We start from the raw sequence: 26,813 nt of genomic DNA, 5'->3' as shown, positions 1-26,813 counted from the left end.
GGGTAACTCAGTGCCTAAGCACTGGGAATGAGGTCGGTACATTTTAAACTACTATGTAATATGACAATTAATCCGTAAACTGCATTTCTGGGATGTCACCTTCAACAATGAGCTTACCAGCTGTTTTACTAATGATTTCGTCAACACTTACATTTGGCGCACGTTCTAATAAATAAAACGCGCCATCTTTCACTTCAAGTACGGCTAAATCAGTCACTATTTTCTTAACGCAATTCACTCCAGTTAAGGGAAGTGTACATGCTTCTAGTAACTTAGAGTCGCCGTGCTTACTGGCATGGGTCATTGTCACAATAATATTTTGTGCGCCTGCAACAAGGTCCATTGCACCCCCCATGCCTTTGATTAACTTTTTCGGGATCATCCAAGACGCAATATTGCCTTGTTGATCTACTTCAAATGCACCTAGAACCGTCAAGTCTACATGACCACCACGTATCATGGCAAAACTTTCAGCACTATTAAAAATAGCCGCACCTGTCGCAGCTGTCACGGTTTCTTTACCCGCATTGATCATATCTGCGTCAACTTGGTCTTCATTTGGGTACGGCCCCATACCTAAAAGCCCGTTTTCTGACTGCAACATAACTTCGATGCCGGCAGGCACAAAATTAGCGACTAGGGTAGGAATCCCAATTCCTAGATTGACGTAGTAGCCATCTTTCAACTCTTGCGCAACACGCATTGCAACTTGTTCACGTGATAAAGCCATTTTAATTCTCCTTACTTACTCGTCGTGACACGTTCAATGCGTTTTTCAAAGTTACCTTTAATTACGCGATTTACATAGATACCAGGGGTATGAATTTCACTTGGTTGTAATTCACCAGGTTCAACAATTTCTTCAACTTCAACCACGGTCATTTTACCTGCAGTGGCAGCCATTGGATTGAAGTTCATGGCTGTATGGCGAAATACCAAGTTACCATAACGATCGGCTTTCCAAGCTTTGATAATCGCAAACTCGCCGGTTATTGATTCTTCAAGGATGTATGGGCGACCATTAAATTCTTTGACTTCCTTACCTTCAGCAACCGGTGTGCCATAGCCAGTAGCAGTATAAAAACCTGGAATACCGGCTCCGCCTGCACGCATCTTCTCGGCCAAGGTTCCTTGTGGAGTAAGTTCCACGTCAATAATGCCGTCAAGCAATTGTTGTTCAAACAAAGCATTCTCGCCAACATATGATGCAACAATTTTTTTAATTTGACGATCGTGTAGTAAAATACCCAAACCAAAATCATCAACGCCGCAGTTATTTGACACAACAGTAAGTTCTTTGGTTTGCTTGCGTTTAATTTCATTAATTAAACCTTCAGGGATCCCACACAGTCCAAAACCGCCTGCAATGATGGTATCACCATCTTTGATGCCTTCCATCGCTTCGGCGTAGCTTGTCACTACTTTATCGAAACCGGCCATTAGCCCACTCCTCATTGTTGTTTTATCTTCAGTGTGACACACATACTAAAATTAGCATTAGTGTGTATCAACACTGGGTTGTTATTACGATGCGCATTTTGCTTGTAATGCTAAAGAAACCTTACTTACAGGTGACTTATTGAGTGCGTCACAAATTGCCCATCCAGCTTTTGCTAGCCTTTCTAAATCAATTTGGGGGTCAATGCCAAGCCCTTGCAGTAAGTAAATTACATCCTCTGTGGCAACATTTCCTGACGCACCTTGTGCATAAGGACACCCACCTAAACCGGCAACAGCACTATCGATGGTGGCAATACCTAATTCAAGGGCACTGTGAATGTTCGCTAAAGCTTGGCCATAAGTATCGTGAAAGTGCACGGCCAGCTTGTCTATGGGGATATGTTGCAGCAATAAAGAAATCACTGATTTAACCTTGTTTGGGGTACCCACGCCGACAGTATCACCTAAGCTAATTTCATAGCACCCAAGAGCCAACAATTGTTTACAAACCTTTAAAACTGCTTCAGGCTCAATATCGCCTTCATAAGGGCATCCAAGCACACAACTTACATAGCCACGCACTTTGATCCCATGTTGTTGTGCTAGTTGGACCACATCTTTAAAGCGCTCAATGCTTTGCTCAATAGAGCAGTTAATGTTTTTTTGTGTGAAAGTTTCGCTTGCTGCAGTGAATATTGCAAACTCTTTAACATTGGCTGAGAGTGCGGCTTGTGCTCCTCGCAAATTCGGTGTTAATGCGCTTAGCACGACATCTGGAGCAACAGACACGCCGTTAATGACATCCAGAGAGTCAGCCATTTGAGGTACCCATTTTGGTGACACGAACGCACCAGCTTCAATATGTTTGAGCCCTGCGACACTCAATGCGTTGATGAGTTGTATTTTATCTTCGCTTGAAACAGTTGATTCATTTTGTAGTCCGTCTCGTGCGCCTACTTCTACAATTTTTACGTGTGCTGGATATGGCATCACTTAACCCTCCACAGCGTCAACAATGGCAAGCATTGCACCATGACTGACAAGTTCGCCTTCATCAAAACAATAACTACTCAACGTTCCTGTAAAAGGTGCGTTCAGAGTGTATTCCATTTTCATGGCTTCGATGATAACCACAGGGTCGCCTTTTTCAACTTGGCTACCCACTTTTTGTAAATGTTTTACAACGGTCCCATTAAGTGGTGCGGCTAAAGGTGCTGCTTCATGTTCGTGTTCACTAATAAAATGCTTAGATTTGAGCTCAAATCGGTGTGCAATCGCACCATACATTACCGTAATTGCATCCTCGGTAATTAATACGCTGGCAGTATATTGCTTACCATTAATTTGTGCAGTTAGCTGATTGTTTAGCAAAGTTACTGAGCCGGCTAATATGTCATCATCGATATGCAATGTATGATGTGAGTCGTTAAGCGTCACGGAGACATTATGCTCAGTAAAGGGGACCTTCATACTATTACGTTGATTCAATCTAAATGCAGTTTCTGACTGCCACGGTGTTGCTGCATTACTTGCATTTTTATGTTTTGTGTAGGCTAGGGCAGCTAGCGCAAGTAACTCAGTTTCAGGCAATTCCTGTTGTGTGAGTGTGTCAGTTTGACTGTCTATAAAGTGTGTATCTGGTGCGCCAGCTGTAAATGTTGGATGACCCGATAAATGATGTAAAAATGCAATGTTACTTTTCACGCCAGCCAAATGAACTTCTTCTAAAGCGTGATGCAATTTAAGTAATGCGATTGAGCGATCGGGTGCATGAACGATGAGTTTGGCAATCATAGGATCATAGAAAGAACTAATTTCACTGCCAGCCACGACACCTGTATCAACTCGCAGACCCTCATTTAATTGTGGAAAAGTCAAATGTGTTAAGGTGCCGGAGTAGGGCATAAAGTTTTCAGTTGGATCTTCAGCGTAAATACGCGCTTCAAAACTATGGCCAGTTAAAGTCACTTGCTCTTGTTGTAGTGGTAATGCTTGATTGTTGGCAACGCGAATTTGCCATTCGACTAAATCGAGGCCAGTCACCATTTCTGTTACGGGGTGTTCTACTTGCAAACGTGTGTTCATTTCCATGAAGAAGAATTCATCGCCACACAGCAGAAATTCGACTGTTCCAGCACCTCGGTAATTGATTGCTTGGGCACATCGTACCGCGGCTTCTCCCATTGCTTGACGTAATTCATCACTCAAACCGGGCGCAGGCGCTTCTTCAATGACTTTTTGGTGACGACGTTGTAAAGAACAATCTCTGTCTCCAAGGTATACACAGTTACCGTGATTGTCAGCAAACACTTGTACTTCAACGTGACGTGGGGTGTCTACATAACGTTCTAGTAACACCAAGTCATTACCAAACCCAGCAAGTGCCTCACGTTGTGCTCCCTCTAATGCACTAATAAATTCTTGGGCTTGTCGAACCACGCGCATGCCCTTACCACCCCCACCGTAGGCGGCTTTAATTAAAACAGGGTAGCCAATTTTATTTGCTTCACTGGCTAAAAAATCGGTGGCTTGTTTTTGGCCGTAATAGCCGGGCACTAACGGTACATTGGCTTGTGCCATAATCTCTTTGGCACGGGTTTTAGAACCCATTGCTTCAATAGAGCTTGCTAATGGGCCAATAAATACAATGCCAGCTTGTTCGCACGCATTCGCAAATTGATCATTCTCTGATAAGAAACCATATCCTGGGTGAATGCAGTCTGCGTTTGCTTGTTTAGCAACATCGAGTATTTTTTCAGCCACTAAATAAGAATTTTTACTTGGAGCTGGGCCGATATGATATGCCTCATCGGCAGAGCGCACATGAAGTGCATTTTCGTCGGCATCGGAATACACCGCTACGGTTTTTAAACCAAGACGTTTCGCTGTTTTTATAATTCTACATGCGATTTCGCCTCGGTTGGCGATAAGGATTTTTTTAAGCATGGTGATCCCTTACTGTTTAGCGGCGTGTTGCCAGTTTGGCGCACGCTTATCAAAAAAAGCGCTGAGGCCTTCTTGCCCTTCAGGGCTAACTCTTATTTGTGCGATACGCTGAGCGGTATGATGAATGAGCGTCTCGTCAATTGGATTACCTGCCACTTCATTGATAAGTGTCTTGGCAGAGCGAACTGCACTTGGGCCATTATTTAACAGAAGCTCTATGAACTGAGCTTGGCTATGGACTAAGTCATCGCTAATTTCGTGTATAAGTCCTAGATCAAGAGCTGTATTTGCCGTGAATACTTCAGCTGTGAGGAAGTAACGTCTGGCTTGGCGCTCACCAATTGCTTTAATCACATAAGGGCTAATAACAGCTGGGATCAAGCCAAGCTTTACTTCGCTTAGACAGAATTTCGCGTTTTCAGTAGCGACCGCAATGTCGCAGCAAGCAATTAACCCAAGTGCGCCACCAAATGCTGCGCCTTGCACAAGGCAAAGCGTTGGGTGTGGGCAATTCGCCAATACCGACATAAGTTTTGCAAGCTGCTTTGAATCCGCCACGTTTTCATCAAAGTTATTGCCAGCCATTGATTTCATCCAACCAAGGTCAGCACCAGCAGAAAAGTGTTTTCCGTCAGTTTTTAAGACTAAAGCACGAATATCTAGCGAGTTCGCATGCTCAATACATTTAATGAGTTCGGCTATCACAGCATCATCGAACGCATTATGTTTTTCAGGGCGACTTAATTCTAAAATCGCCACTTTTGTTTTTGTTATGGTTAAAGTGACAGACATAGTGTGCTCCCGTTACATTCTGAAAATACCGAACTTAGATTCTTTGCTTGGCGCGTTAGCCGCAGCATCGAGTGCCAAGCCTAACACAGTGCGTGTATCAGCTGGGTCGATAATGCCATCGTCCCACAAGCGTGCACTGGCGTAATAAGGATGGCCTTGTTTTTCGTATTGCTCGATAATGGGTTTTTTAAACTCAGCAACTTCATGGTCGTTCATACTTTGACCTTTACGGGCTAAACCATCTTGGCGAACTTGAGTCAAAACGCCGGCCGCCTGTTCGCCACCCATGACTGAAATACGGGCATTGGGCCACATCCACATCATCGTTGGCTCGTAAGCTCTGCCACACATACCATAGTTACCTGCGCCATACGAGCCCCCGATCAATACCGTGAATTTTGGCACATCTGCACAAGATACCGCAGTTACCATTTTAGCTCCGTGTTTGGCGATGCCTTCAGCCTCATATTTTTGACCTACCATGAACCCAGTGATGTTTTGCAAAAATAGCAGGGGGATATCGCGTTGTGCACATAGCTGAATAAAGTGGGCGCCTTTTTGTGCTGACTCCGAAAATAAAATACCGTTGTTTGCGACGATGCCAACAGGGTGCCCGTATATTTGTGCGAAGCCAGTGACGAGGGTTTCACCAAAATAACGTTTAAATTCATCAAACTGTGAATCATCAACTACGCGTGCAATGACTTCTCGTACATCAAATGGCTTTTTCAGGTCAGTACCAACTATGCCGTATACCTCGCGAATATCATAGCGAGGCGGTTTCACATCTTTCAAAATGGGCTTTGTTGGTCGTTGGTGATTAGTACGTTGGATACATTGACGCGCAATCGAAAGTGCATGCTCATCATTTTCTGCATAATGATCTGCTACACCAGAGGTTTTACAGTGCACATCAGCGCCACCTAAATCTTCCGCGCTGACTTCTTCGCCGGTGGCCGCTTTTACTAACGGAGGGCCCGCTAAGAAGATGGTCCCTTGTTCTTTTACGATAATACTTTCATCAGCCATTGCAGGTACATATGCGCCACCAGCTGTACATAGGCCCATAACCACTGCAATCTGTGGGATCCCTTTTGCTGACATACGTGCTTGATTATAGAAAATTCGGCCGAAATGTAACTTGTCTGGGAATACCTCATCTTGTTCGGGCAAATTTGCACCACCTGAGTCAACCAAATAAATACAAGGTAAGTGACAACGTTCGGCGATTTCTTGTGCACGTAAATGTTTTTTCACTGTTATTGGAAAATAGGTTCCGCCTTTTACAGTCGCATCGTTGGCGACAATCATACATTCGACGCCTTTAACTCGACCGATACCAGCCACAACGCCTGCACATGGAATATCTTGCTCGTACACGCCAAAGGCGGCGAATTGGGAAATCTCTAAAAATGGCGACCCTTCATCTAGAAGTGTATCAATTCGGTCGCGTACAAACAGTTTTCCACGCCCTTGGTGGCGTGCAATAAGGGCATCACCGCCGCCTTGAGAAAGAGTGCTGACTTTGTCGTTTAAATCTTTAACCAGCGATGCCATCGCATCGCTGTTCGCTTTAAACTGACTGTCGTGGGGATTAACAGAGGAGTTAAGTACAGTCATAATTATATCCTTAACGGCTTTCAGTGAATAATTCGCGACCAATTAGCATGCGGCGAATTTCAGATGTACCGGCCCCAATTTCGTATAATTTAGCATCGCGTAGTAGTCGGCCTGTTGCATATTCATTGATATACCCATTTCCACCGAGAATTTGTATGGCATCGAGTGCCATTTTTGTCGCAAGCTCTGCGGCATATAAAATCGCACCCGCAGCGTCTTTACGCGTGGTTTCGCCACGATCACATGAACGTGCAACGGTATATACATATGAACGCGCTGCATTCATTTGTGTATACATATCAGCGACCTTGCCTTGAACAAGCTGAAACTCACCAATTGATTTATTAAATTGCTTACGTTCGTGAATGTAAGGCGTGACGATATCCATACAGGCTTGCATAATGCCTAATGGGCCGGCAGCTAATACCACGCGTTCGTAATCTAGGCCACTCATAAGCACCTTTACGCCTTCGTTTAAGCCACCTAAAATATTTTCTTCAGGCACTTCACAATCTTCAAAAACTAACTCACAGGTGTTTGAGCCACGCATGCCCAATTTATCAAGCTTTTGCGCAGTTGAGAAACCGGGGAAATCTTTTTCTACTAAGAATGCGGTAATGCCTTTTGAGCCGGCGTCTAAGTCTGTTTTTGCATATATCACCAATACATCCGCATCAGGTCCATTGGTGATCCACATCTTATTGCCATTGAGGATATATTTATCGCCTTTCTTTTGTGCTTTCAATTTCATTGAAACAACATCTGAACCGGCGTTAGGTTCACTCATCGCCAATGCGCCAATGTGCTCACCACTGATTAGCTTGGGTAGGTACTTGCGTTTTTGGGCATCATTACCATTACGATTAATTTGGTTCACACAGAGATTCGAATGCGCGCCGTAACTAAGACCAATTGATGCACTCGCTCGGCTGATCTCTTCCATTGCAATAACATGCTCAAGATAACCCATACCTGCACCACCGAATTCTTCAGGCACGGTGATACCTAACAGTCCCATTTCGCCAAACTGAGGCCAAAGCTGATTTGGGAAGCTGTTGTCTAAGTCTGTTTTCTCAGCCAAGGGGGCAATTTCAGCGGTAGCAAAGCCATTCACATGATCGCGGATCATGTCCGCAGTTTCGCCTAATCCAAAATTCATTTCTTTGTATAAAGATACGGTGCTCATAATAATAATCCTGTGAGAGTTATTCTTCTAAATTACCTAAGGTATCGCGGCAGCGACGTTCTGCGGTCACTAATTCCATCAATACAACTTTTATATCGTCCATCTGTTGACTTAAATCGGCTTTTTTCTCTTCAATTAAATTCAACATGGTAACTAACTGTTTTGCGCTAGACTTATCTGCGTCGTATAGCTCAAACAAACGACCTGTTTCGGCTAGCGTAAATCCTAAACGTTTGCCACGCAGAATGAGCTTGAGACGAACTTTGTCACGTTTGGAATAAATTCGAGTCTGTCCATGGCGTTCAGGAGAAAGTAATCCTTGATCTTCATAAAAGCGAATACTTCGCGTGGTAATGTCAAATTCCTTAGCTAAATCACTAATAGAAAAAGTAGGTTCGTTATTGTTATCTTGCATGGTGTTTACACATTTACTTCTGTGACTGATTAGACCAATATAAGTGAAGTTTACGTAAAGGTAAAGCTGAACGTTTAAATCATACTTTGGTCGCAGTTGTAAATAGCCATTCTAGATATGAAAAGCGAGGCTGCAATAAGGAAATTACGTGTTTGGCAAGGATTGTGTGCAGCATAACTTTACAAATTAGGCCAATGAAGTTTGTTTGATTTTAGATTTACGTTGGCGTAAACGTAAATATTATGTATGCTCGAAACATAAAATTTATTGTTCAAGCTAAATCGCTTGTGAATAGGAGCAAAAAATGAGTAATGATGCTGTTGTCATCGTAGCCGCAAAACGTACCCCTATGGGTGGCTTTATGGGCGCTTTATCTGGTGCAAGTGCCACCGAATTGGGCGCAACTGCGATTAAAAGTGTGATGTCTGAAACGGGTTTGTCAGATGCATCTATTGATGAAGTTATCATGGGATGTGTACTGCCAGCAGGATTAGGTCAAGCACCAGCACGTCAAGCAATGTTGCACGGCGGACTTGCGCGTTCAACAGGCGCAACAACAATCAACAAAGTGTGTGGCTCAGGTTTAAAAGCAGCCATGCTAGCTCATGATTTAATTAAAGCTGGCAGCATTTCCTCTGCAATTGCCGGTGGCATGGAGAGCATGACAAATTCACCGTATTTTATCCCGAAGGCCCGTGGTGGCATGCGCATGGGACATGGTGAAATTAAAGATCACATGATGTCAGACGGCTTAGAAGATGCCTACGATAACAAAGCGATGGGTTGTTTTGCGCAAGACACCGCCGACCAATATGGTATTACGCGTGAGCATATGGATGAATTTGCATTGGGTTCATTAAGTAAAGCCAACGCAGCAATCGAAAACGGTAGCTTTAGCGCGGAAGTTGCAGCGCACATCATTAGCACTCGCAAGGGCGACGTTGAAATTAGCATTGATGAGCAGCCAGGCAATGCACGCCCTGACAAGATCCCAAGCTTACGTCCTGCATTTAAAAAAGACGGCACCATTACAGCGGCGAATTCATCATCCATTTCGGATGGTGCAGCGGCATTAATTTTAATGAGTGAGTCAGAAGCCCAACGTCAAGGTTTAACGCCTTTGTGTAAAATTGCGGCACATGCAACACATTCACAAGCACCTGAAGAATTTACATTAGCCCCCGTTGGTGCAATGAATACGTTACTTGAACGCACCGGCTGGAGCAAAACAGACGTCGACCTTTGGGAAATTAACGAAGCGTTTGCGATGGTTACTATGCTTGCTATCAATGAAATGGGCTTAGACACCAACAAAGTAAACGTGAATGGCGGTGCATGTGCACTGGGTCATCCAATTGGCGCAAGTGGCGCACGTATTTTAGTGACACTTATTCACGCACTACGTAATAGAGGCTTATCAAAAGGTATTGCTTCTTTGTGTATTGGTGGCGGTGAGGCGGTTGCATTGGCAGTCGAAGTGTAACGCTTACTTGACATTAATTTAAAAAATTCGGGCATCGAATAACTGGTATAAAAAATATTACTAACCAGCGGTGCCTTATCTCATTTACTCTGGGGAGGAGTGCGTCATGCACCAAGTACCTTTATACATCAACGGCGAATTTTCACAATCATCATCTGACACTTGGATTGACGTAGTTAACCCTGCCAACCAAGAAGTATTGGCAAAAGTTCCGTGTGCTACCGAGGCGGAAGTTCAAGCTGCAATTACCTCAGCACAGGAAACCTTTAAAACGTGGAAAGAAGTGCCTATTTCGGAACGTGCGCGGGTGATGATGCGTTATGCTGCGTTACTTAAAGAGCATCATGATGAAATAGCGACGATTATTTGTCATGAGTTAGGCAAAACTTTTGAAGATGCCAAAGGTGACGTATGGCGTGGTATTGAAGTTGTAGAACAAGCTGCAAATGCACCTTCTATGATGATGGGTGAAACGGTTGGTAACGTTGCACGTAATATTGATACCTACTCTTATATGCAACCATTGGGTGTGTGTGCAGGTATTACCCCATTTAATTTCCCAGCAATGATCCCATTGTGGATGTTTCCGCTTGCAATCGTGTGTGGTAACACGTTTATTTTAAAACCATCAGAACAAGATCCACTCACGCCGATGCGTTTGGTTGAACTGTTTGAAGAGGCGGGAGCACCTAAAGGGGTACTTCAAGTTGTACATGGCACCAAAGCGCAAGTAGATCAAATTTTAGAAGCACCAGAAGTACGCGCTATTTCATTTGTTGGGTCGTGTGGTGTAGGTCAATATATTTACTCAAAAGGCACGCAAAACTTAAAACGTGTTCAAGCATGTGTAGGCGCTAAAAACCATATGGTGATCATGCCAGACTCTAAAAAAGAGCAGCTGATCAATAATTTGGTTGGTTCGTCTGTTGGCGCTGCAGGGCAACGTTGTATGGGTATTTCAGTTGCGGTCTTTGTGGGTGATTCTAAAGAGTGGGTTGCTGATTTAAAAGAAGCGTTTACCAAAGTACGCCCGGGTGTGTGGAATGATCCTGAAGCTGCATATGGTCCACAAACAACCGGCGCGGCAAAAGCACGTATTTTATCTCTCATTGAGGGGGCAAAACAACAAGGTGCGACGTGTTTACTTGACGGTTCAGATTTTACCGTTGAAGGCTATGAAAATGGCAACTGGGTTGGTCCAACTTTATTTACTGATGTAACACCTGAGATGGACTTATATAAAGAAGAAATATTTGGTCCTGTGCTCGCGTGTATGTTTGTAGATACATTAGAAGAAGCGATCGAACTGATCAACAATAGCCCATATGGTAACGGTACCTCATTATTTACATCAAGTGGTGCAGCAGCACGTAAGTTCCAGCATCATATTGAAGTTGGTCAAGTGGGTATCAATGTACCGATCCCTGTGCCATTGCCATTTTTCTCATTCACCGGTTGGAAAGGGTCTTTCTATGGTGACCAACATACCTATGGCAAGCAAGGTGTACGTTTTTACACTGAAACTAAAACCATAACATCTCGCTGGTTTGAAGATGGCGCTGTATCTGGTCCGAATATGAGTATTAACCTTAAATAATTTATTTAGTTATCAAACAAGTAACCACATAGAGTTGCAGAAACTAAGTAGTAGCCTAACCTGATTTCAGGTTAGCGCATCAATAATTAAAACAATCAAGCCTACGTTAGGTGGGCTTGCATTAGACAACAAAAGAGGTCTCTATGGACTTTAATCTGAACGAAGATCAACAGGCATTCGCCGAAACCGCCCACCAATTTGCAATGAGTGAACTCGCACCCAATGCAGCATTATGGGATCGCGAACATATATTTCCAAAAGAAGTTATCAAAAAAGCCGGCGAACTGGGCTTTTGTGGTTTATACACCCCAGAAGACGCAGGTGGTTTAGGCTTATCACGTTTAGACTCTAGTATTATTTTTGAACAACTGGCTATGGGCTGTACCGCCACAACGGCGATGCTAACCATTCATAATATGGCAACTTGGATGATTGCCAGTTTCGGCACTGATACCGTAAAAGACACTTTCATTGACCAATTAGTAATGGGTGAGTTACTGGCATCATATTGTTTGACAGAACCAGGAGCTGGTTCAGATGCGGCATCACTTAAAACTAAAGCAGTGTTAGACGGTGATGAATACGTACTCAATGGTTCAAAAATGTTTATCTCAGGTGCGGGCGAAACCGATGTGTTGGTGGTAATGGCTCGCACTGGTGAAGCCGGTCCTAAAGGCATTTCTGCATTTTTAGTACCTGCTGATGCAGCTGGTGTTGAATATGGTAAAGCCGAAGAGAAAATGGGCTGGAATGCGCAACCTACTCGATTAGTTAGCTTTGAAAATGTACGTATTCCTGCGAGCTATTTACTTGGTCAAGAAGGGGAAGGGTTTACATTCGCTATGCAAGGCTTAGATGGTGGGCGTATCAATATTGCGACCTGTTCCATTGGTACTGCACAACAAGCATTGAATACGGCAAAAGAATATATGCAAGAACGAGAACAGTTCGGTAAGCCGTTAGCAGCATTTCAAGCATTGCAATTTAAGATCGCTGATATGAATACCGAGCTTGTCGCTGCGCGTCAAATGGTACGTTTGGCAGCCTTTAAGTTAGACACTAATGATAGTGAAAAAACCACATACTGTGCCATGGCAAAACGCTTTGCAACTGATGTTGGCTTTAAAGTGTGTGATGATGCATTACAGATCCATGGTGGTTATGGTTATATAAAAGAATACCCACTAGAGCGACACGTACGTGATGTTCGTGTACACCAAATTCTCGAAGGTACTAATGAAATCATGCGTGTCATTATAGCACGTCGAATTTTAGCCCAAGGCGCCGCGAGCGTATTGTAAGGAGTTCCCATGACAGCACAACTTAAACTTGAAAAGCAAGGTAATACAGCCGTAATCACGATGAGCAATCCCCCAGCGAACACTTGGACTCGTGACACATTAGTGGGCTTAAAAGAACTGGTTATAGATCTTAATCAAGACAAAGATATTTACGCGCTGGTTATTACAGGTGAAGGTGAGAAGTTTTTCTCAGCAGGCGCTGATTTAAATGTGTTTGCAAGTGGTGACAAAGGTGTTGCGGCGGATATGTCTCGTGTATTCGGCGAAGCTTTTGAAACTTTGAGTGACTTTAGGGGGGTATCGATTGCCGCGATTAACGGATTTGCAATGGGTGGTGGTTTAGAAGTCGCACTGGCATGTGATATTCGCATTGGTGAAGAGCAAGCACAAATGGCATTGCCAGAAGCGAAAGTGGGCTTATTACCTTGTGCTGGTGGCACACAAAACCTGTCGTGGTTAGTGGGTGAAGGCTGGGCAAAACGCATGATTTTATGTGGCGAGCGCCTTAAAGCAGACAAAGCACTTGAGATAGGATTATTAGAAGAAGTTGTGGCGACAGGTACGTCTTTAGAAGCTGCAATTGCTTTGGCTACCAAAGTAGCTGATCAGAGCCCTGTTGCTGTGACAGCATGTAAAGCATTGATCCAAAAAGGGCGTTCGGGCACCATTAATAGTGCGTTACCGTTAGAACGAGAGTTATTTGTTACTTTATTTGATACGCAAGATCAAAAAGAAGGCGTTAATGCATTTTTAGAAAAGCGTAAAGCAAATTGGGTGAATGGCTAATGGCAAAGCTGCAGTTATTAAACCAAGCTGATGCGCCCGTTGTATTTGAACTCGCGCAAAGCGACAACGGTATGCAAGTGGCCTTCGCGACACTGAACGTACCGAAAGCTTTAAATGCACTTAATTTAGACATGATCCGTTTGTTAGCGAAGCAATTAGATGTGTGGGCACAAGATGACCAAATAGCTATGGTTGTTATGAAAGGCGAAGGAGTGAAAGCATTCTGCGCCGGCGGTGATGTGGTGAGCCTTTATAATGCAATGGCTGCCAATGATAAAAATACTTACATTGAAACATTTTTCAGCGAAGAGTACCGCTTAGACTACCAAATTCATACTTATGAAAAACCAATTTTGTTGTGGGGCAATGGCATCACCATGGGTGGTGGATTAGGATTAATGGCAGGCGCAAGTCATAGGGTAGTGACTGAAACAGCGCGCATTGCAATGCCGGAGATCACCATAGGCTTATACCCAGATGTCGGCGGTAGCTACTTTTTGAATAAGATGCCAGAAGGCGTTGGGTTGTTTTTAGGACTAACGGGTGCATCGATTAATGCTGCTGATGCACAATTTGTTGGTTTGGCAGATCACTTTATTGATGCTGAAAAGTATGGTGAGTTATTGGCTGGCTTATTGGGAATAGAGTGGGGGACAACTACCAGTTCAAACCATAACATGCTAACAAATATGCTAACCGAATTGACTAACATTTCAGGTGAGCCCCCAAAAAGTGAGATTCAGGCGAATATAGAGCAAATTTCGCACGTGAATAATTGTCATGATCTGCAAGCGCAAGTTGACTATATTTTATCAATTCCAAGCGATGATAATAAATGGTTAAGTCGAGCGCAAAAGTCGTTAAAACATGGCTCACCATTAAGTGCGGTGTTGGTGAGTGAGCAGCTCAAGCTTGGTAAAGGCAAATCTTTAAAAGAATGTTTTTTACTTGAGCTGGGTATGTCTGTACAAGCGGGTGAAGCGGGTGAATTTCAAGAAGGAGTTCGCGCATTACTCATTGATAAAGATGGTGCGCCACAATGGCAGTTTGATGCAATAAGTTCAGTATCAGATGAGACTGTATCAGCATTTACGAGCGCGCGTTGGAGTGACGCCGCACACCCGTTAGCAAATATGTAGGGAGCAGAACAACATGGCAAAGATTGGATTTATTGGCTTAGGAAACATGGGTGGCCCAATGGCCTGCAATTTAGTAAAAGCAGGGCATACGGTAACGGTATTTGATTTAAGTGATGATGCAATGGCACACCTTGCGGAGCAAGGCGCGTCCACAGCAAGTGATGTAACACAGGTATGTGATGGTGCAGATTATGTGATCAGTATGTTGCCTGCCGGCAAGCATGTGCGCGCCATTTATTGTGGTGAGAACGGGTTAATTAATCATTTAAGCACTCATACTTTGGTCATTGACTGTTCTACCATAGATGCAGAGTCGGCACAGTTTGTTGGTAAAGCACTCAGTGATGCCGGTGTCAGTTTTGTCGATGCCCCCGTATCAGGCGGTGTTGCAGGAGCAGCCGCAGGGACACTGACCTTTATTGTTGGTGGTAGCCAAAACGATTTTGATGGCGCCAATAAAGTACTCCCTGATATGGGTAAAAATATTTTTCACGCGGGTGAAATTGGCGCGGGTCAAGTCGCGAAGATCTGTAATAATATGCTGCTAAGTATATTAATGGCAGGGACCAGTGAAGCATTGCAAATGGGGATTGATCATGGTTTAGACCCCAAAGTACTGAGTGAGATCATGCTCAACAGTTCTGGTCGAAATTGGACATTAGAATTATATAATCCATGTCCAGATGTACTTGAGAATGCCCCGAGCTCTAATGATTATAAGCCGGGCTTTATGGTTGACTTAATGGCTAAAGACTTAGGCTTAGCACAGCAAGCTGCACAACAGACCAATTCGGCAACGCCGATGGGCGCACTTGCGAAGAATTTGTACAACTTGATGCAAAATCAAGGCAAAGGCTCAGAAGATTTTAGCGCGATTTTTAAACTTTTTAGCGAAAAATAAGATTCATTATGGATATTAAAGACAAAACGGTAGTGATCACAGGTGGTGCGCAAGGCTTAGGGTTTGCGATGGCCACACAAATGGCTGAGCTGGGCGCAAATTTGGCACTAATCGATATGCAAGAAGACGTTTTGGCGTCGGCATCTGCTGAGTTAAGCAAGTTAGGTACAACGATTAGCACTTACGTGGCCAATGTCAGTGTTGAAGCGGATGTTGAAAACGTATTTAACAGTATCGCAAATGATTTTGGTCGTATTGACGTTTTAATTAATAATGCTGGCATTTTACGTGACGGTTTATTACTTAAAGCTAAAGAAGGCAAGATTATTGATAAAATGTCTTTATCGCAATTTCAATCAGTGATTGATGTGAACCTGACGGGTGTTTTCTTGTGTGGTCGAGAAGCCGCAGTGAAAATGGTTGAAGGTGGTGAAGGTGGCGTGATCGTTAATATGTCGAGTGTGGCACGTGCCGGTAATATGGGCCAAACTAACTATTCTGCCGCTAAAACTGGCGTAGTTGCATTGACTACAACATGGGCAAAAGAACTGGGCCGTTTTGGTATACGTGTAGGTGCAATTGCACCTGGTGTTATTCGTACGCAAATGACTGATGCGATGAAACCAGAAGCGAAAGAGCGACTGGTTAAAATGAAGCCTGTCGGTCGACTTGGTGAAGCGCAAGAAATTGCCCATACAGCAAAGTACATTATTGAAAATGACTTTTTCACAGGCCGTGTGATAGAAATAGATGGTGGTATTCGCTTATAGATGACTCGCAGTGTTACTGAGAGGTCTTTTAACAAAAAAGCATAGTGCAGGCTATGCTTTTTTGCTTTCATCACTGCCACGTTTGTATCAAAGTCATATTTTGACAAAGGGGTTTAAGGAATATAGCTTTGGATGCCGTTGATATCACTTAAGTTAAAAATGAAGGACTGTATACCAACGATGATGTATTATCACTTTGTTTAAATTGAGTGTAGTGTCAGATTGGAATACAGAGGTAAAGCAGCCCTGATTAAAAGGTTCACGAAATTCAATGATAAAACAACTTAATCATTCGCAACACTCAGTCGCCAGCCAAATATACGGTGTTTTTCAAGGCTCTTATAAAGTGGAAGCGGCGCTGATTGGTACGACGCATTTTCCACCACTTTCACGCAGCGTACAAAACATAGAGTCGGCAACGACGTTATTTTATGGTTATTTTGAAGCCAATGTGCTTGCCGCCGTGATTGAAATTTCGGTAACCGACATGTTATTAAGCATCGAGAGTTTAACGGTTTCCCCCCACTTTTTCCGCAAAGGCATTGCCCATAAGTTACTGAATTTTATTATTAGTACATATCAGCGACCAGAAGCCATTGTGGAAACGGCAGCAGTGAATACGCCAGCCATTAATTTATATCGTAAACAGGGTTTTAGAGTGTTTAAAACGTGGACACCAGCGCATGGCATTGAAAAAGTGGCTATGTTAATGAAAAAAGGACAAAGCACATAAATTTTATTGTGATTTAAAAATATTTTTACTTTTCTTATCGAGTTGTGTAGGAATTTCACGCTATTTAGGTTTTTTTAAAACTATTTTAGTTGCTTCATATTTTATACTCATTTAGTTTGTAAGTTAAATTATTGTAACAAATGTGATCGGCTTCACATTTGTGGGCTACTGAATTATGGACAGCTAATTATGCCAAGTATTTCAATGAGAAATTTTATGACCTTGGTTGAGGGAGCGCATGGCAGCTTTCGTCAATCAGCCTCTTCACTGAACAACATCATCATACTGCTAGGGGGCAATGCACAAAATAGCCCTGATATACGTAATATTAATAACCGCACCGCAATGAATATTGAAGCGCAAATTCACATTTTACCTGTGGATAAATTACAAAGATATCGGCTAGCTTTAATGTATATAGGGACGTTATTAAATATCGATAGTTATGCTCGACCGACAAACTACACGATGCGATTTTCTGGTTTTGAATTACAGTGGTGGCAATTTCGTCATCAGACTCATGGTATGACTCGTATTGATAACGCCCGATATATGTTTAAACATCAATTTAGTTTTGCAAGTACCAATGGTGATGATAATACCTTCAATCATTGCCTAACGCGAGAGCACATATGGTACCCAACAGCGAGGGCGTATGATCCGCCTTTTAATCAATTATTAAGTCGCGTTCAACAAAGCTTTGTACAGCCACCAAATGGCTCTCAGGGCACAGTGATCCGGGACGATCATTCAACCTTTAATCCCGATTATATAGTGAGACGACCACTGATGATGGGCAGAACGATAGAGGTCAGGCAGAGATACCAATATTTGCAGCCTGGACGTCAATGGACAGATATACCTGGCGCCTCCTATTTAATAAAAAAAGGAGTGCGTTGGGGCGCCGGTGGCGATCCTTGCTATTTTTTCTCAAAAGAGAACTACGCGCCAGAAAATACTCAGCCATTTCACTTTGAAGTTGAAATAGCCATTGGTAATGAACCTGCAGCGACGTTCAATCGAATGCCATCGCGCGGCTCTTGCACACACAATTCAATGAGTAGGCAAAGGGAGATCAGAGTGATAGCAGATGGGAGTTAGTACGTAAATTCCCTTAATGTCATTATTAAAAATCGTTGCTACTTACTGCCTTTATATAAGTAGCACAACCGCCAATGAAGTCACAAGCCATAAAAGTGACTCTCATGAAATTGTCAATATCAACAATGCTTTCGCTGCAAATGAATCGCTGTTGCATAACAATTAGTATTCTTTCTATGTATTTTGTCAATTAAATTTGACAAAATACTGCTTGTCAATTAAATTTGACACATGACAGATATAAAATCACTTCCTAATCCAAACAACCCTGAAGAGGCACTGGCTGCCGTAACGTCTTTGCGGTTACTTGCCGATCAGCTCGAACGACGAGCTGTAGAAGAGGCGGTAGCGCAGGGCTGGACATGGGCGCAAATAGCACAAGCACTTGATATAACGCGGCAAGCGGCACACAAACGCCATGCCGCATTTATCAATAAAAAGGAGACGTAGCATGATCAGTTCTTTTTTTAGAAATATAAAAATGAAAATTCAAGATATGAAAACGATCAGTCAATTATGTCTAGGCGCTGAGCAATATGCGCAACAATATGGAGAAAACAAACCGGGGGCAGAACACTTTTTGTTGGCGAGCTTAGATTTACAAGATGGCTCGGCGCAAAAAGTATTGGCAAAACTAGGCGTTAATCATATTGATGTAAAAGAAGCATTGAAAGCGCAACATAATAGTGTGTTAGCGAGTATGGGGGTTGAGAGCGAAGTGATGAACCTTGCAAGTGATATGCCCAAAGATACTAACCCTAGCATTGCATTATATGATACTAAGCCTTCAGGCCAAATGGTCATGAAAAAGCTCTACGAGAATAACAAAATGAGGAAAACACCGCTTAAGAGTATACATGTGATTGAAGTGGTATTATCTATGCAGTATGGAACGGCAATCAGGGTTTTACAAAACATCGGGGTAGATTTAGAGGCGTTAAAAAAGGTAACGCGCGCTGAGTGTTACTAATTAACCTCAGCTCTGGATGAGCGAATTTGCCCAATAAAGCTATTTTTCTCACTCTCGGCGTTGCTTTTATGCAGTAATAGCCCGCTATTACTGCATAAAAGCGCCTTGATATTGAATAAAATATCATCATTGGATTGTACGTAAGTTTGTTTACAAAATATTTCCTATTCCAAAACCCTTATCCAAACCTGAGGTTAATTATTAATCACCTGGCTAAGCATAGAGTTTAGATCATACCTTATTTAGCAGTTGCAAAATTATACAGGATTGACGGTGTATCTTTTATAACACCTCCATACTTTTATAATATGAAGGTGTATAGCAAATTCGTCAGTTAGCCCATATTTATGGCCTAACTAAAGGAAGTGATCATCGTTGCTTAAGGACAAAGCCACGCGTGTGATTATTTACATCACGGTATAAGCCCACAATGTCACCATGGTCATTGATTGCCGTGGCTTCAAGTAATGTTCCTGGTACATCTGTGACTGTATTTAAATCGATGAGCTCGCCTTTATAATACACGATGGCCAATGAACCTCGGTCAGGGTTTGATGACATGCCAACGGCTGTTCCTCGTTTGTTTATATCTTTAAATGCAGAGAGTTCTCGTTCACTATCGCCGATACCACCGACCACATGAGCTGCAAGACCACCGGTGATCGACGGATACCAAATTGTCGCTTGAGAAGGTCTAAATGCTTTTGGGGCTTGAGCGCCTGCGATCATACCATAATCGTTGATCTCATTGGCTTCAGTCCAAATAGAATCTGATTTTAATAATAACGACACACCTTTACTTGTTTGAATAAAGGCGCGATTTGGTTTGTAAGAATAGCGTTCATATTCCATACCAACCACATCACCTAAATTATTGGTGGCAGAGGCTCTGCGAAAAAACGCTTTATGCTCGTGTTTTATTTGCGCGTCACTGTATGTATTTTGCCACTCAACCATGACATCTTTATCATCATTGTTTTCAATCCAACCTACAATATAGCCATGATCATTAATATCAAACGCTTGACTAGAAGGTGACTGTTTGGTTGAGCTAAATGGCAACGGGACAACGTGGCCTTGCTCAACAAAAAAAGCGTGATAGCTTGAGTGACGCATCCCATTAATATTACCGATAAAGTGCTCATTGCCAACGATGTCACCGTGCTTATTAATGGCAACAGCCGTACTTTCGATGGAATCTGGGTGAGATGATCCTAAGTCAGTCATCATGCCAGCTTGATAAACAAATGCAAAACGACATGTCATCGGGTCGCCTGATATTTTGACACACGCTTTTTGTTTGCTTCGCGTTGACCAACCTACAATCTGTCCTGCGTTATTGATGTCAAATGCAGCGGTTTGTGGCCCACCTAATGACCCAATATCTTCGAAGGTATAGGACAATTCACTCGCTTGACTTAAACATGCGGTTAAAACAGAGATAGATAATACAGAACGAACCATTGTTTTAATGTAATTCACAACATAACTCCTTTAAGCATACATTAATTAAATTTCTGGTGCCTAGCTGCACCAGCGCTGACTACTTTATAGAAAGGACTAGGTAAATCAACTAATTCAATACATTTGTATTAATACCAATGTATTAATTGAAATACAGCGTGTAATCATATAGCTCCGATATTTTGCCTACGATTTATGAGCATATTTATTAATACATTTAGCAGTGGGGTACCCTAAAAGGTTCACTGTTTTTTACTGGAATTTAAGTGAGTTAATACCTCGCGTGAAGCACGGCATGCCGTCTGCTATCGTACTGATATGACTTCAGGTTTCCTGCCTTTTGTCAATCAGTTTCGCTGTTCCAAATTGCTCCAGATAATTGGTCGTCGGGACTTATTTTGAATCAACGACTACTGCTCTATTGATGGTGGACACGCCTTGTATGTCAAACAAAATAACCCTAACGGGGTAAAACAAACGCTTTACTTGTCACTTAGGGTTTATAGAAGATGGAAGTGGTGTTACTTCAGTTTATCGGTTGTTTCTTATGATAGCTTTTCAAAACTTACACTTGCCATGCTTATCACCAGCGTGGATACTAAAAACTCATTTGGCTAAATCACTACCAATAACTGTAATTCTATGAAATATTTTAGAAAAATGATTGAGCATTATATTCCTGTCAATGATGATGAGTGGGCTTATGCCTGCGGAATATTTGATATAAAGCATGTCAAAAAAGGAACGACTGTACATCACGCAGGCGACGTGTTTAGTGAGATATGGTTTATTAAAAGTGGTTTAGCCAGGTCGTATTTAAGTGACATGAATGGCAAAGAACACACTTGGCAACTTTATTTTCGCGGAAAAAGTAAACATGGTTTAAACCACTTTATGGACGATAGTGTCAGCTTTTCTGAAAAAACAGGGTCAATACTTAATTTTGAAACTCTTGAAGATTCAGTTTTTTATGTAACGTCTCTGGAAGCGCTTAATAAGTTTATATCACAAGAAAAAAAATGGGAGCGTTTAGCGAAAATATGGATACATGACACCTATTATTCTGCAACATACAAACGTGTTCTTTCTCTTATGTCAGAGACTGCTGCCCAAAGATATGATCGTTTACTTAACGAGTACCCTTTTATTTTTAAACAAGTTAAGTCTTATCATATAGCTTCTTATCTCGGTGTGGCTCCTCAGACATTGAGTAAATTAAAAAATGAATCTAGGTGAATGAATTTTAGTATTTCGTTGTTTACCATGTGTTTTTTCAATGGGGATTAGCAATGAATACCTTACAAAACTTTAAAAGCCAACATGAACAAAGCTCCGCGCTTTACATTGGCAACGTCTGTAAAGCACCTCGCGCCGCAGCACCTAGCGTTATGCATCCAGAAGGAACATTATGATTGAACTTACACAAATAGGTGCACAGCTCATCTTTATTGGTGTCGTCTTTTTCCTTGTTGGTTTAATACAAGGTGCGTTGATACCAGCGGTAAAAAATTCTCGTATGGCGCTTTCTGGTCATATGACTGCGGTTCAGTGCGGGATGGCGCTAGCAATCTTTGGTGTGATCTGGTCGCTGGTTGTGCTGCCTTTATTTTTAGAAGTCTTTGTGGCGTATGGGTGTGCATTGGGATTCACACTTATCTGGCTGGGAATAACGGTTGCATCTGTAACAGGGGCAAGTAAAGCGCTTCCGATTGCTGGCGCTGGATTTTCAGCAACCGTGACGACCGAATTTACGGTTAAGATTATGGTACGTAGTGGGTCACTATTATCACTCATCGCGTGTACTTTGTTGGTTTTTGGATTACTGCCAATACTTGGGCAGTCGTAATAAATACATAATAAAACCATAGCAAAGCCATCAAATTGACTCTCTTTCGTCTCGCTTTTTGGGCTTGGCGCAAGCGCCGGTCTAGCCCGAAAGGGCTCTGGTTGTCGGCTGATGGCGGTGTTATGTCTCAGAGGTAGAATCATGTCTATTAATTTAATAACTGAAAACGCTTGGGTTGATATTTTAAACATTCAAGCAGAGGCCTATGTAGAAATTGAGCCCGAAGATGTCAATATTCTCAAAAGTAAGTGGCTTTTATCACCCACAACTTGTGCAGTGTATCAAGCAGGCGACACGATTTCTGCCTACTTATTAGCACACCCGTGGCCCAGTGAAATACCTCCTAAATTACATGAAGAATGCCCTATAACAGCTAGTTTAAATTTGTACTTACACGACCTAGCTTTAGCGAGAGAATCAAGAGGCAAAGGGGTAGCAAAGAAGTTGGTGACAAACCTAGTTGATATAGCCAAAGCACAAGGGTTTAATAAAATACTCTTGGTCGCGGTGCAAAATTCAGGTGGTTTCTGGAGTAAGTTTGGGTTTATAAATATCCCTGATGCAGTCATTTGTCCAAGCTATGGTCATAATGCAAAGCTCATGGTTTTAGAGTTACAGCCGTAATCAGAGACTATGGCGTTAATACTTATTTCTAAACTTTTGGCTTTCTGACTGAGATTAACTTCACATATTGTGTATTTAAAAACGGCGTTAGGTTGTATTGTTGACATTATCGCCATGTATAAAACAGTTCGTACTTGATGTCGTCCGGCTTAGACTCCCCCCCTGAATGACATTGAATGAAATGAAACAGGTATAAAATGTGATTGAGGGGCAAGCAACGCCTCTATTTATTTCCGTTTCTATTGGTTTCTTATATGTAAATCAACGACTACGACCCCATTGATTCGCGATCCCATTGATTTCAATTTTATAGTTTGTCATATCCTTAGGGTGTATTTTATCATTAAAAATGATGAACGATTTGATCCAGTATCAGTACACCTTTTCAGTTTTAATACTATAGCGCCTTGTACGCAGTTCGGTTCGAACAGATTCAAGAAAAGGAGATGAAGACATAAGATGCTCTATAGCTGTGTTTATATACAGTTATAATTTAATTTCTCAAAATTGCTAACCTCTCTTCTCGTTATGTAATTTAAAAAATGCACGTTTAAATTGACATATAAACTTAATCGACTGAATTATATATAGTTTTTACTTTAGTAAAATTACATAACGACCCAAATGGTTCTCGGTTAAGTAAACTCTCGGTTTCAGAAGGTGTAAAAAGGTGATTGTTGTGTGTGAGGGAAAGTGTTAAGTTACTAATATATATTAAATTAATTGGCAGTTCTGATTGTCTCTGCATGAAATAAGGGCAGAGTGTTTATCGGAATTCACGCTAATACACTGTTAGGGTTACTCAAATATGCTGTTCCAGATAGGGACCATCATTTGTCTTTTAGTTGTTGGGTTTATTGAATCTTATTTTTACATGGGCTTCGCTGCAAGATTGGCTAAGGATAAGAAGGAAATAGGAATAACAAATTTTCGTTTAACTGAAGCGCACGAGGCCTTTTCTAAAGGAAACAGTTACACCAAACATATTCTTGAAAATGAGTGGTCAAAATTTAAATGGTGCCGTCGGTTACGAATCTTTCTTTTCACTTTTTTTGTGTTATCAATATTCTTTGTAAGCAATTAGCTGAGTGTAACCCTAACAAGTCGATGAAGGAAAGACTCGCTACGGCTTGCTCGAGTTCGTTCCTCACTTATTATAGCAAGCCTAAACTCGCTTCTTATCGAGGCGTTAGTTGCCAAGGAAAGTATGAAGTCATTTTTAACTCTTATTGTAGGAATTGTAGCAGGGGCAATATCTGTTTTTTCCTATGTACATTTTCAAAATGGTTCCGCTGAAGTGTGGGAGTCAAAGAAGAATCTTATTACTCAATCTGGCATTAAATTCCCAGCGGGAACCAAATTTGTTGTCGCAGAATACATGCCGGAAGGGTTCGTAGCTTTAAATTTAACTGTTAACGTTGAGGGGCAAGAATTAAGCTCCTTTCAAAAAACAGTTGTAAGTAATTCAAAAAATTTACGAACTCCTGTTTGGGTGCAAATTAGCAACTAACAAAGCAAATCAAAAGTTCGGACAAAAAAACAGTTGGCTTTGTTCGTGCCTCACAAATTATAGCCAACTATTTTTAGCCGTTTATTTGCGGCGTTAAGGCTAGTCTGGAATTATGAGCACTGAGCAAGTCCCTTGGGTTAAAACGGCTAGCGAGACTTACGAGGATTGTATCGTAGGTAATCGTGAAGGCTTGCTTCAGCTTAAAGATGCAATTGATAAAGCAATTCAAGAAGATTCTGTATCTCCAGAATTTAAGTCTGACTTTATTTCAGTGGTTTGCACTAAAGAAGAATGGGACTGTACAGAAGCTTCTAATATTCCTGCTTGGCAGGAGCTCTTATTCAAGGTTTTATGCGTAGGCTGGCTATTAATTTTACCAATTATCGGTATATTTACAGTGATTAAGTGGCTTAGGTAAAGCCTTAACAAGAGACTATGGCGTCAATAGCTAATTTAAAACTTTTGGCGCTTCCCACATAACCCCGTCTCTTAGCATCGAATTTAGGATCACAATCATCTTCCTGACACACGCAATAAGCGCTACTTTTTTTGGTTTCCCAGCAGCAACTAATCGCTGATAGGTTGATTTAAAAACCGGGTTAGATTGGATAGCTGACATCATTGCCATGTATAAAACGGTGCGCACTTGGTGTCGACCACCTTGGATTTTACGGAGCCCTTTATACCGTCCACTTTCGCGATTCATTGGTGCAACACCTAATAAAGAACCAGCTTCTTTGTTCGACATATAGCCAAGTTCAGGTAAGTTACTAATGATGGATGCAGCAGCAATTTTGCCAATGCCTTTCATACTTTGCAGGATCGTGTTTTTGGCTGAATAATTTAAACTGACACCCATCCAAAATTGACGATTTTTCATTCATCACCTATCTTTTAAATTTAGTATGAAAGGTAGGCAATTCCTCGATGGCCACAGCACGAAAAAAACAAGTGAGTTTAACTGATACCAAATACTACCATTGTATTTCACGGTGTGTTCGTCGTGCTTATTTGTGTGGTGAAGATAAGGTAACAGGTCAATCGTATGAGCACAGAAGAGGCTGGATAGAAGATAAACTACTTGAACTTGCCAAAGTGTTTTGTATTGATGTGTGTGCGTATGCGGTGATGAGCAACCATACGCATACTGTGCTGTATGTAGATGATATAAAAGCTAAAAGACTGAGTGATAAAACGATTGTGATCAGGTGGCATAAGCTGTTTAAAGGCACCATACTGTCTCATAAGTTCCTTCAAGGTGAGCGACTAGATTCAGCCCAACAGTATTTTTTAAATAAAGACATTGAACAATTTAGAGAACGCTTAGCGAGTATCAGTTGGTTTATGCGGGTACTGAATGAAAGCATTGCCCGAAAAGCGAATAAAGAAGATAACTGTACGGGTCGATTTTGGGAAGGCCGTTTTAAATCACAAGCCTTACTTGATGAAGCGGCACTGGCTGCCTGTATGGCGTATGTTGATTTAAACCCAGTTAGAGCCAAAATGGCTGATACACCCGAAACCTCAGACTACACCAGTGTAAAAACTCGCTGTGAACATGCCAAAGAAGGCAAGCAACCTAAACAATTGGCGCGTTTTGCAGGTAGCCCCCGAAAGCACATGCCAAAAGGTTTACCCTTCGAATTAAAGTCCTATTTAGAACTGGTGGAGTTAACAGGCCGATGTATGCGAGCAGATAAGCGCGGCGCTATCAACCCTATCAACTCTCCAATTTTAGACAGACTCAACATCGCCCCTGAAAACTGGTTAAAACTCACCACACAATTTACCAAAGTATTCCATGGCGCAGTAGGGCGACCTCAAAAGCTAGATAATTATTGTGCGAGCCTAGAAATAAAACGGCGCGCTAATTATAAGCAATGTGAAAAGCTATTGGCTTAATTTTTAGGCTATCAAGGTAATCTGTAGATAACCAACGCACCATGGTTGGCGGGTTAGACGCGCCTTTTGGATGCGTACTTTTTGAGTTTACGGTACAATGGGGATGGTTAACACAACACCGCATCTGTAGAATACAAAAAGCCATCAAAACGGACCTAGCAAACACATCCGCTTGCTGTTTTGCTTTCCTTGAACTCGATAAATCTGCGTTAGAGTAGCTAAGGTGACAGAAAGTAATATTTTTAATGTATTTCACAGTGAAAAAATATTGAAGCTGTGTTGCAATG

27 protein-coding genes and 2 pseudogenes are annotated in these 26,813 nt (G+C 42.1%); 18 read left to right on the top strand and 11 right to left on the bottom strand.

Features of this window, described 5'->3' with window-relative positions; translation table 11 throughout:
- Positions 1–67 precede the first annotated feature (67 nt).
- The 8 genes from PAUR_RS10565 to PAUR_RS10530 all read right to left on the bottom strand — a co-directional run bounded on the left by PAUR_RS10565 (position 68) and on the right by PAUR_RS10530 (position 8,399).
- On the bottom strand, positions 68–730 hold the full coding sequence (locus tag PAUR_RS10565) for a 3-oxoacid CoA-transferase subunit B (RefSeq protein WP_192507721.1): 663 nt from the start codon (positions 728–730) through the stop codon (positions 68–70).
- Positions 731–741: 11 nt separating this feature from the next.
- Complete coding sequence (locus PAUR_RS10560) at positions 742–1,440, bottom strand: CoA transferase subunit A (protein WP_192507720.1); 699 nt, start codon at positions 1,438–1,440, stop codon at positions 742–744.
- Positions 1,441–1,524: 84 nt separating this feature from the next.
- Positions 1,525–2,430, bottom strand: a complete 906-nt coding sequence (locus tag PAUR_RS10555; RefSeq protein ID WP_210997216.1) for a hydroxymethylglutaryl-CoA lyase — start codon at positions 2,428–2,430, stop codon at positions 1,525–1,527.
- A 3-nt stretch (positions 2,431–2,433) separates the two neighbouring features.
- Positions 2,434–4,386, bottom strand: a complete 1,953-nt coding sequence (locus tag PAUR_RS10550) for an acetyl/propionyl/methylcrotonyl-CoA carboxylase subunit alpha (protein WP_192507718.1) — start codon at positions 4,384–4,386, stop codon at positions 2,434–2,436.
- 9 nt (positions 4,387–4,395) lie between these two features.
- Positions 4,396–5,178: an enoyl-CoA hydratase/isomerase family protein gene (locus PAUR_RS10545; RefSeq protein ID WP_192507717.1), complete on the bottom strand. Its 783-nt coding sequence runs from the start codon at positions 5,176–5,178 to the stop codon at positions 4,396–4,398.
- A 12-nt stretch (positions 5,179–5,190) separates the two neighbouring features.
- Positions 5,191–6,798, bottom strand: coding sequence for a carboxyl transferase domain-containing protein (locus PAUR_RS10540; RefSeq protein ID WP_192507716.1), 1,608 nt, complete (start codon positions 6,796–6,798; stop codon positions 5,191–5,193).
- Positions 6,799–6,808: 10 nt separating this feature from the next.
- Positions 6,809–7,984 carry an isovaleryl-CoA dehydrogenase gene (locus PAUR_RS10535; RefSeq protein WP_192507715.1) on the bottom strand — a complete coding sequence of 392 codons (1,176 nt, stop codon included), beginning with the start codon at positions 7,982–7,984 and terminating at the stop codon, positions 6,809–6,811.
- A gap of 19 nt (positions 7,985–8,003) precedes the next feature.
- Positions 8,004–8,399, bottom strand: a complete 396-nt coding sequence (locus PAUR_RS10530) for a MerR family transcriptional regulator (RefSeq protein ID WP_010363179.1) — start codon at positions 8,397–8,399, stop codon at positions 8,004–8,006.
- Between the two features lie 304 nt (positions 8,400–8,703).
- Between PAUR_RS10530 and PAUR_RS10525 the strand changes: the two genes are divergently transcribed.
- From PAUR_RS10525 to PAUR_RS10475, 11 genes are all read left to right on the top strand, one after another.
- A complete protein-coding gene (locus PAUR_RS10525) occupies positions 8,704–9,882 on the top strand; it encodes an acetyl-CoA C-acyltransferase (RefSeq protein WP_192507714.1) in 1,179 nt (392 codons plus the stop codon).
- Between the two features lie 106 nt (positions 9,883–9,988).
- Positions 9,989–11,479 carry a CoA-acylating methylmalonate-semialdehyde dehydrogenase gene (locus tag PAUR_RS10520; RefSeq protein WP_192507713.1) on the top strand — a complete coding sequence of 497 codons (1,491 nt, stop codon included), beginning with the start codon at positions 9,989–9,991 and terminating at the stop codon, positions 11,477–11,479.
- 143 nt (positions 11,480–11,622) lie between these two features.
- Positions 11,623–12,780: an acyl-CoA dehydrogenase family protein gene (locus PAUR_RS10515; RefSeq protein ID WP_192507712.1), complete on the top strand. Its 1,158-nt coding sequence runs from the start codon at positions 11,623–11,625 to the stop codon at positions 12,778–12,780.
- 9 nt (positions 12,781–12,789) lie between these two features.
- Positions 12,790–13,566: an enoyl-CoA hydratase gene (locus PAUR_RS10510; protein WP_192507711.1), complete on the top strand. Its 777-nt coding sequence runs from the start codon at positions 12,790–12,792 to the stop codon at positions 13,564–13,566.
- Complete coding sequence (locus PAUR_RS10505) at positions 13,566–14,705, top strand: enoyl-CoA hydratase/isomerase family protein (RefSeq protein WP_192507710.1); 1,140 nt, start codon at positions 13,566–13,568, stop codon at positions 14,703–14,705. The genes PAUR_RS10510 and PAUR_RS10505 overlap by 1 nt, the downstream gene beginning before the upstream one ends.
- A gap of 13 nt (positions 14,706–14,718) precedes the next feature.
- A complete protein-coding gene (mmsB, locus tag PAUR_RS10500) occupies positions 14,719–15,606 on the top strand; it encodes a 3-hydroxyisobutyrate dehydrogenase (protein WP_192507709.1) in 888 nt (295 codons plus the stop codon).
- 8 nt (positions 15,607–15,614) lie between these two features.
- The gene (locus PAUR_RS10495) at positions 15,615–16,376 is read left to right on the top strand and encodes an SDR family oxidoreductase (RefSeq protein WP_192507708.1); all 762 of its coding nucleotides are present in this window, start codon (positions 15,615–15,617) and stop codon (positions 16,374–16,376) included.
- 271 nt (positions 16,377–16,647) lie between these two features.
- Entirely contained in the window at positions 16,648–17,109 is a 462-nt protein-coding gene (locus tag PAUR_RS10490; RefSeq protein WP_192507707.1) for a GNAT family N-acetyltransferase, read from the top strand.
- Between the two features lie 204 nt (positions 17,110–17,313).
- The gene (locus PAUR_RS10485; RefSeq protein WP_192507706.1) at positions 17,314–18,210 is read left to right on the top strand and encodes a hypothetical protein; all 897 of its coding nucleotides are present in this window, start codon (positions 17,314–17,316) and stop codon (positions 18,208–18,210) included.
- Positions 18,211–18,441: 231 nt separating this feature from the next.
- Positions 18,442–18,660, top strand: coding sequence for a helix-turn-helix domain-containing protein (locus tag PAUR_RS10480; RefSeq protein WP_192507705.1), 219 nt, complete (start codon positions 18,442–18,444; stop codon positions 18,658–18,660).
- A 1-nt stretch (position 18,661) separates the two neighbouring features.
- A complete protein-coding gene (locus tag PAUR_RS10475; RefSeq protein ID WP_192507704.1) occupies positions 18,662–19,180 on the top strand; it encodes a Clp protease N-terminal domain-containing protein in 519 nt (172 codons plus the stop codon).
- A gap of 369 nt (positions 19,181–19,549) precedes the next feature.
- Here PAUR_RS10475 and PAUR_RS10470 read toward each other — a convergent pair whose 3' ends face one another.
- Positions 19,550–20,662, bottom strand: coding sequence for a DUF3466 family protein (locus PAUR_RS10470; protein ID WP_192507703.1), 1,113 nt, complete (start codon positions 20,660–20,662; stop codon positions 19,550–19,552).
- A 624-nt stretch (positions 20,663–21,286) separates the two neighbouring features.
- Here PAUR_RS10470 and PAUR_RS10465 point away from each other — a divergent pair.
- The 4 genes from PAUR_RS10465 to PAUR_RS10455 all read left to right on the top strand — a co-directional run bounded on the left by PAUR_RS10465 (position 21,287) and on the right by PAUR_RS10455 (position 23,114).
- Positions 21,287–21,880 (top strand): Crp/Fnr family transcriptional regulator, encoded by a 594-nt coding sequence (locus PAUR_RS10465; RefSeq protein WP_192507702.1) that lies wholly within the window; start codon positions 21,287–21,289, stop codon positions 21,878–21,880.
- Between the two features lie 53 nt (positions 21,881–21,933).
- Positions 21,934–22,056: a hypothetical protein gene (locus PAUR_RS23790; protein WP_263973686.1), complete on the top strand. Its 123-nt coding sequence runs from the start codon at positions 21,934–21,936 to the stop codon at positions 22,054–22,056.
- Positions 22,053–22,490: a hydrogenase gene (locus tag PAUR_RS10460; RefSeq protein WP_192507701.1), complete on the top strand. Its 438-nt coding sequence runs from the start codon at positions 22,053–22,055 to the stop codon at positions 22,488–22,490. Before PAUR_RS23790 ends, PAUR_RS10460 begins: the two co-directional genes overlap by 4 nt.
- Before the next feature lie 141 nt (positions 22,491–22,631).
- The gene (locus PAUR_RS10455) at positions 22,632–23,114 is read left to right on the top strand and encodes a GNAT family N-acetyltransferase (protein WP_225738336.1); all 483 of its coding nucleotides are present in this window, start codon (positions 22,632–22,634) and stop codon (positions 23,112–23,114) included.
- Positions 23,115–23,148: 34 nt separating this feature from the next.
- On the opposite strand, the pseudogene PAUR_RS23975 reads toward PAUR_RS10455, so the two are convergent.
- Positions 23,149–23,260: pseudogene (locus tag PAUR_RS23975) on the bottom strand (IS110 family transposase); the annotation flags it as partial.
- Between the two features lie 1,061 nt (positions 23,261–24,321).
- Between PAUR_RS23975 and PAUR_RS10450 the strand changes: the two are divergent.
- Positions 24,322–24,624, top strand: a complete 303-nt coding sequence (locus tag PAUR_RS10450) for a hypothetical protein (RefSeq protein WP_192507699.1) — start codon at positions 24,322–24,324, stop codon at positions 24,622–24,624.
- 112 nt (positions 24,625–24,736) lie between these two features.
- Positions 24,737–25,042, top strand: coding sequence for a hypothetical protein (locus PAUR_RS10445; RefSeq protein ID WP_192507698.1), 306 nt, complete (start codon positions 24,737–24,739; stop codon positions 25,040–25,042).
- Positions 25,043–25,072: 30 nt separating this feature from the next.
- Here the strand turns inward: PAUR_RS10445 and PAUR_RS10440 are convergent.
- Positions 25,073–25,465: pseudogene (locus PAUR_RS10440) on the bottom strand (IS110-like element ISPtu2 family transposase); the annotation flags it as partial.
- Positions 25,466–25,551: 86 nt separating this feature from the next.
- Between PAUR_RS10440 and PAUR_RS10435 the strand changes: the two are divergent.
- A complete protein-coding gene (locus PAUR_RS10435) occupies positions 25,552–26,526 on the top strand; it encodes a transposase (RefSeq protein ID WP_192507697.1) in 975 nt (324 codons plus the stop codon).
- Positions 26,527–26,813: the final 287 nt, after the last annotated feature.

Source organism: Pseudoalteromonas aurantia 208, assembly GCF_014858725.1.
Lineage (GTDB): Bacteria > Pseudomonadota > Gammaproteobacteria > Enterobacterales > Alteromonadaceae > Pseudoalteromonas > Pseudoalteromonas aurantia.
The sequence above is the reverse complement of the archived record's forward strand: the minus strand, read 5'-3'. Positions and strand labels throughout refer to the sequence as shown.